The organism is Streptomyces ambofaciens ATCC 23877 (assembly GCF_001267885.1).
GTDB lineage: Bacteria > Actinomycetota > Actinomycetes > Streptomycetales > Streptomycetaceae > Streptomyces > Streptomyces ambofaciens.
Map to the genome: position 1 here is coordinate 7,622,671 of NZ_CP012382.1, position 15,106 is coordinate 7,637,776.

12 protein-coding genes and 1 pseudogene are annotated in these 15,106 nt (G+C 73.4%); 5 read left to right on the plus strand and 8 right to left on the minus strand.

Features of this window, described 5'->3' with window-relative positions:
* Positions 1-122: 122 nt before the first annotated feature.
* Entirely contained in the window at positions 123-782 is a 660-nt protein-coding gene (locus SAM23877_RS33535) for a TetR/AcrR family transcriptional regulator (RefSeq protein ID WP_053141381.1), read from the plus strand.
* Here the strand turns inward: SAM23877_RS33535 and SAM23877_RS33540 are convergent.
* On the minus strand, positions 772-1,686 hold the full coding sequence (locus SAM23877_RS33540) for an SGNH/GDSL hydrolase family protein (protein WP_053141383.1): 915 nt from the start codon (positions 1,684-1,686) through the stop codon (positions 772-774). The genes SAM23877_RS33535 and SAM23877_RS33540 overlap by 11 nt on opposite strands.
* 239 nt (positions 1,687-1,925) lie before the next feature.
* Between SAM23877_RS33540 and SAM23877_RS33545 the strand changes: the two genes are divergently transcribed.
* Both SAM23877_RS33545 and SAM23877_RS33550 read left to right on the plus strand, forming a co-directional pair.
* Positions 1,926-4,430: a glycoside hydrolase family 3 C-terminal domain-containing protein gene (locus SAM23877_RS33545; RefSeq protein WP_244903040.1), complete on the plus strand. Its 2,505-nt coding sequence runs from the start codon at positions 1,926-1,928 to the stop codon at positions 4,428-4,430.
* A gap of 11 nt (positions 4,431-4,441) precedes the next feature.
* Complete coding sequence (locus tag SAM23877_RS33550) at positions 4,442-5,641, plus strand: serine hydrolase domain-containing protein (RefSeq protein WP_053143120.1); 1,200 nt, start codon at positions 4,442-4,444, stop codon at positions 5,639-5,641.
* 209 nt (positions 5,642-5,850) lie between these two features.
* On the opposite strand, the gene SAM23877_RS33555 is transcribed toward SAM23877_RS33550, so the two are convergent.
* A complete protein-coding gene (locus SAM23877_RS33555; RefSeq protein WP_053141385.1) occupies positions 5,851-6,429 on the minus strand; it encodes a TetR/AcrR family transcriptional regulator in 579 nt (192 codons plus the stop codon).
* 10 nt (positions 6,430-6,439) lie between these two features.
* Entirely contained in the window at positions 6,440-7,714 is a 1,275-nt protein-coding gene (locus tag SAM23877_RS33560; RefSeq protein ID WP_053141387.1) for a glycoside hydrolase family 1 protein, read from the minus strand.
* Between the two features lie 290 nt (positions 7,715-8,004).
* Between SAM23877_RS33560 and SAM23877_RS33565 the strand changes: the two genes are divergently transcribed.
* Positions 8,005-9,606 carry a family 20 glycosylhydrolase gene (locus SAM23877_RS33565; RefSeq protein WP_053141389.1) on the plus strand — a complete coding sequence of 534 codons (1,602 nt, stop codon included), beginning with the start codon at positions 8,005-8,007 and terminating at the stop codon, positions 9,604-9,606.
* An 80-nt stretch (positions 9,607-9,686) separates the two neighbouring features.
* Positions 9,687-10,404, plus strand: a pseudogene (locus tag SAM23877_RS33570) (VOC family protein).
* Between the two features lie 192 nt (positions 10,405-10,596).
* Here the strand turns inward: SAM23877_RS33570 and SAM23877_RS33575 are convergent.
* The 5 genes from SAM23877_RS33575 to SAM23877_RS33595 form a co-directional block, all read right to left on the minus strand.
* On the minus strand, positions 10,597-11,958 hold the full coding sequence (locus SAM23877_RS33575; RefSeq protein WP_053141391.1) for an APC family permease: 1,362 nt from the start codon (positions 11,956-11,958) through the stop codon (positions 10,597-10,599).
* 120 nt (positions 11,959-12,078) lie between these two features.
* Positions 12,079-12,756, minus strand: coding sequence for a hypothetical protein (locus SAM23877_RS33580; RefSeq protein WP_159042031.1), 678 nt, complete (start codon positions 12,754-12,756; stop codon positions 12,079-12,081).
* A 191-nt stretch (positions 12,757-12,947) separates the two neighbouring features.
* Entirely contained in the window at positions 12,948-13,433 is a 486-nt protein-coding gene (locus SAM23877_RS33585; RefSeq protein ID WP_063796802.1) for a hypothetical protein, read from the minus strand.
* A 39-nt stretch (positions 13,434-13,472) separates the two neighbouring features.
* Positions 13,473-14,300 carry a DUF4397 domain-containing protein gene (locus tag SAM23877_RS33590; RefSeq protein WP_053143122.1) on the minus strand — a complete coding sequence of 276 codons (828 nt, stop codon included), beginning with the start codon at positions 14,298-14,300 and terminating at the stop codon, positions 13,473-13,475.
* 106 nt (positions 14,301-14,406) lie between these two features.
* The gene (locus SAM23877_RS33595; RefSeq protein WP_053141395.1) at positions 14,407-15,015 is read right to left on the minus strand and encodes an RNA polymerase sigma factor; all 609 of its coding nucleotides are present in this window, start codon (positions 15,013-15,015) and stop codon (positions 14,407-14,409) included.
* Between the last annotated feature and the right edge of the window lie 91 nt (positions 15,016-15,106).

The following is a 15,106-nucleotide window of genomic DNA, read 5'->3' on the forward strand; positions in this document are numbered from 1 at the left end:
ACTGACCACTTGGTAGGTTTTTCTCGGGTGCGGCCGGCCGGCTGGTAACTTCCGGGGACCTCGCGCCCTGTCGACGGCGCGGCCCCGCGATCCCTCGGCGACGACGGCAGGAGACCGCAGAAGTGAGCGCACGACCCCAGGACGCCCCGCGTCGCCCGTCCAAAGGAGAACGGACACGGGCGCGCATCCTGGACTCCGCGGCCGAGTTGTTCTCCCGTTCCGGCTTCAACGCCGTGTCGCTGCGGGACATCGCCGCGCACGCGGGGCTGACCCACGCCGGTGTGCTGCACCACTTCTCCGGCAAGGAGTCCCTGCTGACCGCGGTGCTGGGCCACCGCGACCGGATGGACGCGCAGTCGGTCTTCCCCGGCATCACCCATCCGGGCGCCCCCGAGCCGTCGCCGGCGGAGCGGCTGCGCATGCTCGTCGGCCTGGTGGCCCGCAACAGTGCGACCCCGGGTCTGGTCGCGCTGTACACGAAGCTGTCCGCCGAGGCCACGGACCCCGGGCATCCCGCCCACCACTACTTCAAGGAGCGGTACCGCGTCCTGCGGGAGGAGCTGACCGTCCTGGTCGAGGCAGTGCGAGCCGGGTCCGACCGGCCGCCCGCCGTCGATCCGGCGGTCGTCGCCCGGCAGTTGCTGGCGTTGATGGACGGGCTGCAGACCCAGTGGCTGCTGGAGCCCGGGGCCGTGGCGATGGAGGACCTGGTGCGTGACTACCTGGTCCGCCTCGGTCTCGATCCGGACGGCGGCGTGCGGGAGGCCGGCGTCAGCGGGTGAGGGCGGCGAGCACCGCATCGGCCGTACTCCGGTGCCCGTCGGCGTTGGGGTGGAATCCGGCCGCGGCCGCGGTGTCCTCCGGTTCGATCCAGCGCACCCCCGCCGGTCGGCACACCTCGTGCCCCACGGAGGGGCTGTAGGCGTCGACGTAGGTGGCGTCGTTCGGAGCGGCCTGTGCGGCGAGCATGGCGTTGAGGTGCTTCGCCTTGTCGCGCAGCCAGGGGAAGTCCCCTTCGGCGAGCGCGACCGTAGCCCGGCAGGCCGTTCCGTCGTCGGGGAAGATCGCCGGGTACCCGACCACCAGGACCCGGGCGTGCGGGGAGCGGACGCGGATCTCGTCGAGGACGGCTGCGACGCGCGGTGCCGTGGCGTCGATGCGGGAGGCGATCTCGTCCGCGCCGAGCAGGGTGTAACTCCATTTGCAGGGCGCGCCCTGCGGGGCCAGGTACCCGAGGAGTACGCAGCGGGTGATGACGCCGGGCAGGTCGAGGTCGTTGCCGCCGATGCCCAGCGTCACCAGGGTGGTGTCGGGGCGCAGGGCGTCCAGCTGCGGTGGTACGGCGTCCTGAGGGCCCGTCATGTGGCTCGTCTCGGCGCCCGCGCAGGTCACGTCGGTGAACGACGCGGCGTGCACCGCCCGGGCGACCAGCGTGGCGTAGTTGGCCGACGAGCGTCCGCAGACCGGGTCGGTCTGTTCGGGGACGCCGGGCCCGGAGCTGAAGGAGTCGCCGAGGGCGACGTAGCGCACCTCCGTGATGGCCGGCTCGGCCGCGGGCGCCGGTCCCGTTGCGGAGGCGGCCGTGGTGGCGCCGATCAGGGCGGCGAAGGCCGCGGCGGCGGTGACCGCGCGTCGCGCCGCTCGTCTTCCGGGTGGCGCGGTGGCCGGCCGGCTGGAGGGAGGCATGGCGGTTCCTCGTTTCGGGCGATGGGGGAGAGTGCGAAAACCGTACGGTGATCGGTTTCTGGTCGTCAATAGGGTGCGCCGATATGGGGCGGCGGTGTCGACGAGGGGCGACTACCGGCGGGTAGAAGGTTCTTGACAGTAAAAACCGATCATCGTACGGTTTTTGAAACTTCACTCATCCGAACAGGCCCTCACCCCGCCGTACTCACCAGCCTCACCAGAGCCGAACAGGTGCGCGTATGACCCAGCAGACCCCGTCGACGCCGTCCCTCCCGCTGCCCGACAAGGCCTCGCTGACCAGTGGCGCGGGTGACTTCGTCACGTCCGGCCTCGGCGCCGCCGACGTCCCCGCCGTCACCCTGTCCGACGGTCCGCACGGCCTGCGGCTGCCGAGGGAGAGCGGCGACGGCGGCCAACTCGACCTGCACAGCGCCGCACCCGCCACCTGCTTCCCGCCGGCCGTGGCCCTGGGCAGCGGCTGGGACCCCGAGCTGACGCGTCGCGTCGCCGGCGCGATCGCCGCCGAGGCCTCCGCGCACGGGGTGCACGTGGTGCTCGGTCCCGGCATCAACATCAAGCGGTCGCCCCTGTGCGGGCGCAACTTCGAGTACTTCTCGGAGGATCCCCTGCTGACCGCCGAACTCGGCGGAGCCATGGTCCGGGGTCTTCAGGAGGCGGGTGTCGGCGCGGCGCTCAAGCACTACGCGGCCAACAACCAGGAGACGGACCGCATGCGCGTCAGTGCCGACGTCGACGAGCGTCCGCTGCGCGAGATCTACCTGCGCGCCTTCGAACGCATCGTCCGGCGCGACCGCCCCTGGTCCGTCATGGCCTCCTACAACGCGCTCAACGGCGTCCCGCTGTCGGAGAACACCCGGCTGCTCACCGACATCCTGCGCACGGAATGGGGATTCGACGGCATCGTCCTGTCCGACTGGGGTGCGGTGCGCGACCGGGTCGCCGCGCTGCGCGCCGGCCTCGATCTCCAGATGCCGGGCACCGGTGGGCGTACCGACCGGGAGGTCGTCGCCGCGGTGACTGGCAGCCGCCTCGACGAGTCGGTGCTCGATGCCGCGGTCGAGCGCCTCGTCCGCTTCGCCCGGCGCGCGGCGGGCGGTGTCACGGCCGGTCGCCGGTTCTCCGCCGAGGAGCACCACCGTCTGGCCGGCGAGGCTGCGGACCGGTGCGTGGTGCTCCTCAAGAACGACGGCGGACTCCTGCCCCTCGACCCGGCCGCCGGCAGCGTGGCCGTCATCGGTGAACTGGCCCGCACTCCCCGCTACCAGGGCGCGGGCAGCTCCCAGGTGACGCCCACCCGCCTCGACACGCCGCTCGACGGCCTCCGGCGGCTCGCCGACGGCGCTCGTGTGGAGTTCGCCCCGGGGTACACCCTCGACGGCACCGGTGAGGGTGCCGCCGGTGCCATCGAGGACGAGGCGGTGCGGCTCGCCGCCGGGAGCGACACGGTCGTGCTCTTCCTCGGACTCTCCGCACAGGACGAGTCCGAGGGCTTCGACCGCACCCACATCGATCTGCCCGCCGACCAGGTGCGTCTCCTGGAGCGCGTCCGGGCCGTCAACGACCGGGTGTGCGTGGTGCTGTCCAACGGCGGAGCGGTGCGCACCTCGCCCTGGCACGAGACGGTGCCCGCCGTGGTCGAGGGCTGGTTGCTCGGCCAGGCCGGCGGTGGCGCGCTGGCCCGGGTGCTGTTCGGCACGGTCAACCCCTCCGGCAAGCTGGCCGAGACGCTGCCGTTGCGCCTGGAGGACTGCCCGAGCCACTTGTCCTTTCCCGGCGAGGAGGGCCGGGTCCGGTACGGAGAGGGGGTCTTCGTCGGCTACCGCGGCTACGACGCCGCCCGCCGCGAGGTGGCCTTCCCGTTCGGCCACGGGCTGTCCTACACCAGCTTCGCCTACTCCGGCCTGCGCGTGGACCCGCAGGAGGACGGCGCGGCGTTCGGCGTCGCGGTGACCGTCACCAACACCGGGGACCGGGCGGGCCGAGAGGTGGTCCAGTTCTACAGCGCGGCACCGGCGGACTCCGAGGTCGCCCGGCCGCCGAGAGAACTGCGGGCCTTCGCCTCGGTGTCGCTCGACCCCGGTGAGAGCCGCGAGGTGGTGGTCCGACTGACGCGGGCCGACCTGGCCCACTACAGCGAACGCGAGGGCGGCTGGCGGGTCGAGGGCGGTGTCCACCGCATCGAGGCGGCCGCCTCCTCGCGGGACGTCCGGCTGTCGGCGGAGATCACCCTCCAAGGGGACGCCTCGCGGCTGCGGCTGACCGGGCGCAACTCGCTCGCCGAATGGCTGCGCCACCCCGTGGGAGGTCCACTGCTCGCGGAGCGGTTCGCCCGCGCTCGGGCGGACGCGGCCGGGCCGGGAGCCCTGGAGGACCCGGTGATGCGGCGGTTCCTCGCCGGCATGCCGCTCGACGTGATCTCCGACTTCCCGCAGAGCCCCGTATCGCCAGACGACGTGAGGGAGTTGGCCGCCACGGTCGCCGACTCGAGCGCCACCCGGACCACGCCGACCACACCGGGCGCCTCCACGGAGACCTCGGCGCCTCGGGCCGCGACGGCCGCTTCCGGTCCCGCGCCCGGGACGGCCGGCTCCGCGCCGGCACCTGTGCCCGGGACGGCCGGCTCCGCGCCCGCACCTGTGCCCCCGCCCGTCACCCCTGTGGCGGCCCCCACCGCCCCGCCGTCCGCCGCCACCGACGACGCGCCCCGCCCCACGGCGCGGTGACCGTGGGCGCGGTGGTGCGGGGGCGAGTGCGGCCGGGCTGGGAGGCCGTACGCGAGGCCTTCGGACACGGGCAGGCGGACGATCCGGGCGCCGCGCAACTGGCGGTCCACCACCGGGGCCGGCCGGTCGTCGACCTGTGGACCGAGGACACGGCTGCCGTCCGGCCCACCGGTCCCGACTCGGTCACCGTGCTGATGTCCGTCACCAAGGGCATGACGGCCGTGTGCGTCCATCTGCTCGCCGAACGCGGTCTGGTGGACCTGGAGGCGCCCGTCTCCCGCCACTGGCCGGAGTTCGCCGCGGCGGGCAAGGCGGAGACGACCGTGGCCGACCTGCTCGCCCACCGCGCCGGGCTGCCCGCCTTCACCGACGACCCGGCCGGCGTCGGCCTGCCCGCCCTCCTCGACGACGTCGGCCGCGTGCGCGCCCTCGCGTCGATGCGGCCGGTGTGGAAGCCCGGAACGGCGTACCTCTACCACGCCCTCACCTACGGCCACCTGCTGGGCGAGGTGGTCCGCCGGGTGACGGGCACGAGCATTGGGGCGTTCTTCGCCCGTGACGTGGCCGGGCCGCTGCGGCTGGACCTGTGGATGGGTCTGCCCCGGTCGGCGGAGCACCGGTTCGTCCCGCAGACCGCCGTACGGCCGACGCCCGGCGCCGAGCAGATCGACGCGGCGGTCGGCCGCCTCGGCCTGGCGGCCGGTGACCGGCTGGCCGCCGCCCTGCGCGCCTCGGCGCGTGAACTGGCCTCGGTCGTCGAGGCGTTCGGTACGCGTCGGGGCCGGGCCCACGAGTTCCCCGCCGCGGGCGGCATCGGCGACGCCCGGTCGTTGTCCCGCCTGTACGCGGCGCTCATCGGGGAGGTCGACGGCGTACGGCTGCTGTCGGCCGCGGCGGTGGACCGCGCCCGGGCCCCGCAGACCGATCACCTGCCGCCACCAGGGCCGCTGCGCCGCTTCGACGGACCGGACCGGTCCAGGTTCGGCCTCGGCTTCGAGCTGCCCCGCCCCGGCGAACCCCTGCTCGGCGAAGGTTCCTTCGGCCACGCCGGAGCGGGTGGCCGACTCGCCATGGCGCACCCGGAGAGCGGCCTGGCGGTCGGCTACGTCTGCACGGCCATGGCCTGGGAGCCGTCCGCGGGTCCCGATCCGCGCTGGACGCCGTGGACCGCGGCGGTCAGGGAGGCGGCTGCCGGCGTCCGCCGGGCCTGACACCTGGCGGGGCAGGGCCGGTCGCTCGGCCTGGCCGGTCGGCCCGGACCCGCCCTTCACCGCCGGTGGCGCGGCCGGGGGAACGAGGATCCGGACGACCGCCTCGGGCCGCTGCCCAGCAGGCCCCGCGCGCCCCACGGCAGCCGGAGAAGACCGAGGGCGGGGCCCGGCCCGGGTCCCGCCCTCCGCCACACCGCTCCCCGCCCCGGTCAGCCCTCCCGGTCCGGGGCCAGCAGCCGCATGATGTCGTCGATGGGCTGTTCCATGTCCGTCGACCGGTCGATGAGCCACTGCAACTGGATGCCGTCGGCCACCGCCAGCAGCAGTACCGCCAGTCGCTCGGGCGGGACGACGGTGGTCATGCGCCCCTCGTCCATGCGCTCGCGCACGTACGTCGCCACCCGCTCGCGCAGCACCGGGTAGCGCTCGGCGAAGTGCGCGTGCGCGGGGTGGGCCGTGTCACTGGCGGCCGCCGCCATGGACACGAACAGTTCCACCAGACCGGGGGTCCTGGCGCTCTCCCGGATGATCTCCCGGTAGCTCTCGGGGCTGCTCCGTTCGTCCTGCCGCACGCGGGCGGTCTCGTCGCGCATGCGCAGCACCTGAGTGAGCAGGTCCTCCTTGGAGTCGAAGTAGTGCATCAGCCCGGGCAGGCTGAGATTGCACTGGGCGGCCACCTTCCGCAGCGAGGTCCCCCGGTATCCCTCGGCCGCGAAGATCTCCAGAGCCGCGTGCAGGATCTCGCTGCGCTTCGCCTCGCCCTTCTCGTACGGGCCGCGTTTCGCCATGCCGGCCAGCCTAACCCGCGCGCGCGACGCCGGCCGCCGAGGTGGCGGGCACCTCCGGCAGGCGCCCGGAACGCGCCACGGAGCCCAGCCAGCGGGCCGACTCCTTGGGCCGGCGGGCGAAGGAGTGCGGATCGACCGCTATGAGGCCGAACGTCGGCCGGTAGGAGCCCCACTCGTAGTTGTCCAGGGCGCTCCAGTGCAGGTAGCCGCGGACGTCCACGCCGTCGCGCAGGGCGGCGGCGAGGCCGGCCAGCGCCCTGCGGGTGTAGGAGATGCGCAGGGCGTCGTCGTCGGTGGCGATGCCGTTCTCGGTGACCAGGATGGGCACGTCCGGTCCCACCACGGCGGCGGTGTGCCGTACCGCCTCTCCCAGTGCCTGCGGATACACCTCCCAGCCGGTCAGTGTGGTCTCGGCGCCCTGCGGCACGGGCAGTGGTCCGTCCGGGCCGATCCGGTGCCGCGTGTACGCCTGCACGCCGACCCAGTCGTCCTCGCGGGCGGCCTCCAGGAAGACGTCCTCGCGCGGCCCGGCGTACGCGGCGGCGACCTCCTCGGCGCCCGGCTCGGCCTGGTAGACCTGGTTGGCGACGGTCCAGCCCACCCGCAGACCCGGGTCGGCGGCCCTGAGTACGCCGCGGGCCGCGCGGTGCGCCCGGATCAGAGCCCGGGTCACGTCGGCGTCCGGTTCCAGGGAACCGGGGTCGAAGGCCGCCGCGCCCGAGCGCTCGCCGCCGCGTTCCCGGGTGCGGGCGGCCTCGCGCATCAGGGTGTGCATCAGCGCGACCATGTTGGGCTCGTTGATCGTGACCACATGACGGACCCCCGCCGCGAGGATCTCGGCGGCCACGCCCGCGTAGGCCGCGAACAGTCCGGCCGACTCGGGCGAGGACCAGCCGCCGAGTTCACTGAACCACCGCGGCGAGGTGAAGTGGTGCAGCGTCACCACCGGAGTCAGCCCGCGCGCCAGGGCCCCGCGCACCATGTCCCGGTAGTGGGCGACGGCCGCCCGCGAGATCCGGCCCCGCTCGGGCTCCACACGGGCCCATTCGATCCCGAAACGGTAGGCGTTGAAGCCGAGTTCGCTCAACAGGTCCATGTCCTGCGGCCAGCGGTGGAAGCTGTCGGCCGCGTCGCCGCTCGGCTCGGCGACGAAGCTGTCCGGCCGGTTCTCCAACACCCACCAGTCGCTGGAGACGTTGTTCCCCTCGACCTGGTGGGCGGAGGTGGAGGCTCCCATGAGGAAGCCGTGCGGCAGCACGAGACCGGGCCCGGTCGGGGGTGTCATGCGGGGCTCCTTTCGCCTCGGAGCCCGGCCCGGAGGGAGGCGGGGCCGAGCTCCGTGAAAAGCGTTCATTGATCGGTTTTCGTGTTAGCGTACAGGCGGAGCCGCTCCGGCAGGAAGGCGCGCCGGCCGCCCCCCTTCCGGAGCGGCCCGCCGCCCGGGGCCCCCGGCCCACCTGACTCGGCCGCGGGCCCCCGGAGCCGGCGGCCACGGCGACCGGGCCCGAGCCGCGGCCCCCCGCCAACGGGACCGGCGCAGTGCCGACAACCGCACCAGCCGCGTGGAGGAGAACCATGGACGTCGTCATCCCGGGCCCAGCGAACCGGACGGCAGCCGCCACCGGAGAGGCACTGGGCCTCGCCGGGCCCTGGCGCGTCGCCACCACCGACCACCGCCTCACCGCGGTCGCCGGGACGGTTCGCGCGCTCCTCGCCCCCCACCTGGGAGACCGCCTGCTGCCCCCGGACACGACCGGGACCACCGCCACCACCCTCGAACTCGTCCTCGACGCCGCCTCGTCGGCCCCGCACCGGGCCCCCGTCGGCATCTCGCCGCGCGGCACCGCGGAACCGGGCGACGAGTCGTACCGGATCACGGTCGACGAACACGGCGTCAGGTGCCGGTCCACCACGCCCGAGGGCGTGTTCCGCGCCGCCACCACGGCGCTCCAGACGCTCGCCGCGGCCACGGGCCCCGTCCCTCGCGGGGAACTGACGGACGCACCGCACTACGCGTGGCGCGGACTCATGGTCGACCCGGCGCGCGGCTTCCTGACGCCCGCGGAACTGCGCCGCGTCGTCGACCTCGCGGCCCTGTACAAACTGAACGTCCTGCACCTGCATCTGACCGACAACGAGGGCTGGCGCCTGCCGCTGCCCGCCGCGGCCGCCACCGGCGGACCGGACGCCGCCGCGCGGCAGTACTACATTCCCGACGACTACCGCGCCCTGCAGGCCTACGCGGCCGAGCGCTTCGTCACCGTCGTCCCCGAGATCGACCTGCCCGGCCACTGCGCCGCTCTGCGCGAGGCGGTGCCCGGACTGCCCGCCGCCCCGGCGCCGGAAGGGCTGAAGGGCCGCTTCCCCTACGTGCCGCCACTCGACCTCGCCGATCCCGACACCCGGTCCCTGGTGGCCTCCGTCCTCACCGAGGTGTGCGAACTGACCGACGGCCCCTTCGTGCACGTCGGCGGCGACGAGGCGGTCGGCATGACCGCGGACAGCTTCGCCCTGGCCGTACGTGAACTACGCGCCCTGGTCCGGGCGGCCGGCAAGCATCCACTGGCCTGGCAGGAGGCGTCACGCGCCGGCATGACCGCGAACGACATCGCCCAGTTCTGGGTGGACGTGCCGATGATGGACCTGCCCGACACCCAGGAGGAACTCGACCGCCGCCCCGAACTGCTCGCGGCCGGTTACACCCCCGAGCTGGTCCGGGCCCTCAAGAGGTTCTTCGCCCCGACCGACGACGACCTCGCCCGGATCCTGGACGGCGGCGGACGCGTCCTGCTCTCCCCGCAGTCCCACCTCTACCTCGACCGCCGCTACGCTCCGGACATCGTCCCGCCCGGTCAGGCCGAGGACGCCGCCCGGCTGGGCTTCGCCACCTACCGGCCCCGCGGGGTGCGGCACACCGCCGCCTGGGACCCGGCCGCGTACGGGATTCCCGAGGAGCGGATCGCCGGCATCGCGGCGACGGTCTTCGGGGAGTCGATCCAGGGGCTCGACGACCTGACCACCCTGCTGCTGCCGCGCCTGCCGTCCGTCGCCCACACCGCGTGGACCGGCCGGGCCCCGGACTGGGACGCCCACCGCGACCGTGTCGCCCGGCACGGCAGGCTCTGGGAGGACCGCGGGCTCTCCTACCTTGCCTCCACGGAGATCCCCTGGGCGTGACCCCCCGGACCCGGACGACGGGCGGGCGTCGGCACACGGTGTCACGCTGGGGTGAACAGGAACTGCGAAAGGGCTCCGCCGTGATCACCACTGACTTCGTCCCCGGCTCCCCCTGTTGGCTCGACCTCGGCACCCCCGACGTCCGCGGCGCCGCGGCCTTCTACGGCGCCGTGTTCGGCTGGGACTTCGAGTCCATGGGGGAGGACGTCGAGGGCGGCATGTTCCGCAAGGACGGCAAGATCGTCGCCGGTATCGGCCGGCTCACCGAGGAGGGCGCGCGCTCCGCCTGGATGGTCTACTACTGCGTCGCCGACGCGGACGCCACGACCCGGGCCGTGCGGCAGGCGGGCGGTACGGTGCGCGTGGCGCCGATGGATCTGGACCAGTGGGGCCGGATGGCCCAGTACAGTGATCCGGCGGGCGGTCAGTTCGCCGCGTGGCAGCCGGGCACCAGCCAGGGCGTCGAGCTGGTGGACCAGCCGGGTTCGCTGTGCTGGACGGAGCTGTACACGAGCGACGCGGCGGCGGCCAAGGAGTTCTACGGCACTGTCTTCGGCTGGCAGTTCGGTGACATGGAGATGCCGGACGGTGGCGGGGGCACGTACTCGCTCATCACTCCCGCCGGTCTCCCCGAGGAGCGCATGCACGGCGGTCTCATGCAGCTCCGCGAGCAGGACCTCGCCCCCGGTCTTCGCCGTCACCGACTGCGACGCCGCCGTCGCCACGGTCCTCGAGAACGGCGGCAGCGTGCAGATGGGCCCGGAGGACGCGGCGGGCGTCGGCCGGCTGGCCCTGTGACTCGATCCGTCGAACGCGGACTTCGTGGTGCTCGCACCGGCCCAGGCGTGACGGGACCCGTTTCGGAACGTCGAGCCGGTCGTGCCGTGCCGTGCCGGCAGGGCCGGCCGGCGCCGAGCCCGGGACGGCGCGCCCACGCGCCTGTCCGTTGTCCCCGGGCAGGTCCCCGACGCGTTCCGGTGGCAGGTCACGTCACCCCTCCGGGCGCAGCCGCATGACCAGCTTGTTCACGCCCCACAGCGCGACGCCGATGGCGACCAGGACGCCGGCGCGGATGTAGACGTCCGCCTCCCGGTCCGCGAGGGGGCTCGCCAGGACCAGTGCCGTGAGTGCTCCGAGGACCGGCAGGATCGTCGGTGTGCGGAAGTGCCGGTGCTCCACCCGGTCCTTGCGGAGGACCAGGACGGTCACGTTGACCACGGCGAACACGCAGAGCAGGAGGAACGAGGTGGTGTCGCCGAGGCCCTCGATCTCGCCGGTCGACACCAGACCGATGGCGAGGACGGTGACGAAGACGATGCCGGTGATCGGCGTGCGCCGGCGGGGGAGCACCTTGCCCATGACGCGCGGCAGGACCCGTTCGTTGGCCAGGCCGTAGCAGAGCCGTGAGGCCATCATGATGTTGATCAGCGCGGAGTTGGTGACGGCGAAGAGCGCTATCAGGGCGAACAGCTTGGGCGGGAAGTCGACGCCGCCCGCCTTGACGACCTCCAGCAGCGGGCCGCTGGACGCCTCCAGGGTGCGGTAGTCCACGAGCAGCGACGACACCAGCGCCACCAGGACGTAGATGACGCCCGTCACGGCGACGCCGGTGAAGATCGCCCGGGGGAAGGTGCGGACCGGGTTCTGCGTCTCCTCGGCCATGTTGACGGAGTCCTCGAAGCCGACGAAGGCGAAGAAGCCGAGCGCCGTGGCGCCGAGCACTCCGGTGATCAGCGCGTATCCGGTACCCGATCCCTCGAACTCACCCAGCCTGGACGGCTCGCCGTCACCGCTGAACACCGCCCAGGCCCCGATCCCGAGGATCACCAGCAGTCCGGTCAACTCGACGACCGTCAGCACCACGTTGGTCTTCACCGACTCCGACACGCCCCGCAAGGCGAGGGAGGAGAGCGCGAGGAGGAACACGATCGCGATCAGGGTCGGCGGGATCGCGTCGGTGAACTCCTGGAAGTAGTCGCCGCTGAAGGCGCGGGCCGCCGCGCTGGCGGACGACAGGCCCGAGCACATCACCATGAAGGCGACGATGAAGGTCAGGAACGGCACCTTGAACGCCTTCTGCGTGTACAGCGCGGCACCGGCGGCCTTCGGGTACTTGCCGACCAGCTCGACGTACGAGGCGGCGGTGAGGAACGCGACGACGAACCCGATCAGGAACGGCAGCCACAGCGCACCGCCGACCTTGCCCGCCACCTTGCCCGTGGTGGCGTAGATACCGGTCCCGAGGATGTCACCGATGACGAAGAGGATCAGCAGCTTGGGGCCGATGGCACGCTTGAGCGACGGTGACCCGCCGTCCGCTGCGTCGGTGGTCCGCGGCTCGGCTGTGCTCATGAGGCCCCTCTCCCGTTCTCCGTGCAGAAGGTTCTGCCCTGCGGGCCGGATGTGATGCATGCAACCGGCCGTCACACCCGGCCGGGCTCCGACACTTCGGGAGCGGAGGAGATTCGGCCGTCAGAGGCCGCGTCGGTTCCCGCCCTGATACCAGCCGAGAGCCCCCGCGCCGTCGGAGGGGTCGAACGACTGGTGGAGTGCGACCAGCGCGGTGACCAGGCGGGGGTCCCAGCCGGGGGTCAGCACCCGGTAGTCGTCGGCCAGGCCGCGGAAGACGAGGTGGGCCCGTCCGGTCCCGTCGCGCCAGATCACACGGCGTGGAGGCCCGAACCCGCCGTCACCCTCGCCGAGGAGGGACGTGATCGCCCACAGCAGGCTGACCACCAGCCCCACCGGCCACCACAGTGCCCACCACACCAGGCGGCCTCGGTAGCCGCGCAGGGCAGGTCCGGCGGCCGGCTCCACGGTCCACCTCGTCCGGCCGGGCCGGAAGGAGCGGCGACGCCGCATCGTGATCCTCCCGAGCAACGTGCCGGACGGATCCTCGACACGGTAGACGGCGGCATGCCCGCTCACGCGTGGGCCGAGGGGCCGTTCGGTGACCACGCGCGCCGACGGGCCCTGCGTGTCGGGGACGACGTGGAAGGCGTGGACGGAGCGGTACCGGTCCGGGGCAGGGGCGGGGTCGTCAGGGCAGAGCCGGAAGGCCTCTCCTCGGGCCTCGTTTCCGCCCGAACTGACGACGGCGGGCGGAAACACTCCGTACCGCACGTCGTAGGTCACTCGCCCTGGAGTCATGCTCTACGTCTCCCTCAACCCGCTCGACGGTCCGCTGGGATGCTCTCATCCCGGTGCACGGGGGGAGCGGGGAGGTTCTCGCAGTGCGGGCGGTGGTGCCGGCGGCCGGTCGGCGAGCGGGCTGCGGTGGGGGACGCGGTGCACGGAGGTGCACACTTCATCGGGGTTTCCAGGCCGGACGTCCCCGGACGTCAGCGGCGCCGACGTCCGGGGTGTGTCCGGGGGGTGGTGCGCGTCCGGGCGTGGAGCTGTCGGGCGGGGCCTCGAAGCCGTCCCTGGCCGGTCCTTGTCCACCACCGTCGGACGGCAACGGCCGCGGCGGCGGCGCCGGCGGCCAGGGCGACTGCCAGGAGGCCGCCGGGCCCCGTGACGCCGGCCGGGCGCGTGAGCCGGTCGCCGCATGCCGCCCCGGCGGCGGAGCGCCGTCCCGGATGCGGGAGCGTCCGGGACTCGCGTGTCACCTCCTCGGAGATCCGCTGCCAGAGGCGCGCGGGGGGCGCCGTCGCCAGGTCCACCGCCTGCGCGTCGCGCGCGGCGTTCACCAGGCGGGTCAGCGCCGTCAGTTCCTCCCGGCAGAACGGGCACGCGGCGATGTGCCGCAGGGCGCCGGCGTCCTCGTCGCCCGACGTGTTGCCGAGTGCCAGTTCCACCAGGTGCGCCGACTCTACGTGGCCCACTGCGTCCTCCTGGTCCCTCCCGCGGGCCGACGCGTGGTGTCAGCCACGCCGGCCCACGACGCGGCGGGAGACCAGGGCGCCGGTCAGCGTGACGGCTCCCGCGGCGGCGGCCCAAGCGGACCACTGGGCGGCGGAGTTCGGGGAGACGGCGGTCCCCGCGTGGGAGGTGGGGGACTTCGTTCCCGTGCTGTCGAACGTCTGGGTGGCCAGCGCCAGGTTCTTGTCCTCGGCGCTGCCCCAGGCGTAGACGACGTTGCTCGTTCCCTCCTTCAGGTTCACGTCGGCGGGGCCGATCGCGACGGTGTCGGTGCCGGCGAGGACGACGTCGGTGTTGACGGTGCCCGCGTCGACCGTCGCGGTGTCCTGGCCGGGGTTGGTCAGGCCGGTGAAGAGAGGCTGACCACCGGCGCGTACGTCCACGGCGGGCGCGGCCGCGACGTGACGCACCGTGAGGCGCGCCTTGCCGGCGTCCGGCTGCGAGACGTTGTCGGTGTAGGCCGTCAGCTGCGGTTCACCGTTCGCGGAGAGGTGTGCGGCGAGCGTGGCGTTGCCGCCTTCGGGTACCTTCACCTCTTTCTCCAGGGCCGGTGCGCCGTCGGGTCCCTGGCCCGCCTGGAAGATCTGGATGTCGTAGGTCCCGGCATCCAGGGACTGCGGGTCGGTCACCGTGCCGGGCTTGAAGTCGCTGAGAAGTTCGTCGCCGTTGGCGTAGACGTCGACCGTCATCCCGGGAATGCCGTGGAAGACGGAGACCATGGCCTTGTCCTGCGCCTGCTCGGGTTCTGCCATGGCGGGCGCGGCCACACCGAGGGCCAGCGCGCAGGCACCGGCCGAGGCGGCCACGGCGAGGGGGGTCCGGGAAGTCATGGGGATCATCCCTTCGATACGGTCTCCGCTGCTGCGGAGTCTCAGTCGTGTTTCCTGGACGAGCGGTGCCGCGGATGCGTCCGCGGCCCTGCTTCCCCCCGATGACCTAGCGGTCCGCGTCCTGTGTGCGGCCCTGGTCGACGGCCAGGCGCAGCCGGTGCAGTCCGCGGCGGGCGTGACTCTTGACCGTCCCCAGGGGCACACCCGTGCGTTCCGCGATCTGGACCTGGGTCAGGTCCTCGTAGAAGGCCATGCACAGCACCTCCCGCTGGGCGCGCGGCAGCCGGGACAGGGCGTCGACGAGGAGCACGCGGTCCAGTACGGCCTCCGGTGCCGGCTCCAGCGACCGATCGGGGTCGCAGTCGCGGGCCACCGAGTCGACGAGGGTCAGGCGCCTCGTCCTGGCGGCCAGCGCGTCGACGATCTTGCGGCGCGTGATGCCGACCAGCCACGCACCCAGCGCGCCGCGCTCCGGCCGGAAGCCCTGCCGTCCGCGCCAGGCACCGATGAACACCTGCTGGGTCACGTCCTCGGCCTCGTGCGGGTCACCGAGGGACCGGGTGGCCATGGTGTGGACGAGTGAACCCCAGTGCCGGTAGATGGCCGCGAACGCCTCTTCGTCCGCTGCGACGAGGCCACGGGCCAGATCCTCCTCGTACCGGGTCTCCTCCGAGGGCGGGACGAGCGCGGTGGCGGGTCGCACGTTCGTGCTCATGGCCTGATTCCTCCTGCCGTGCCTCGTACGGGCACACAACGTCGTCCCGCGGACGGCGTGTACGCCGTCCTGTCCTGCGGGGTTGCCGTAC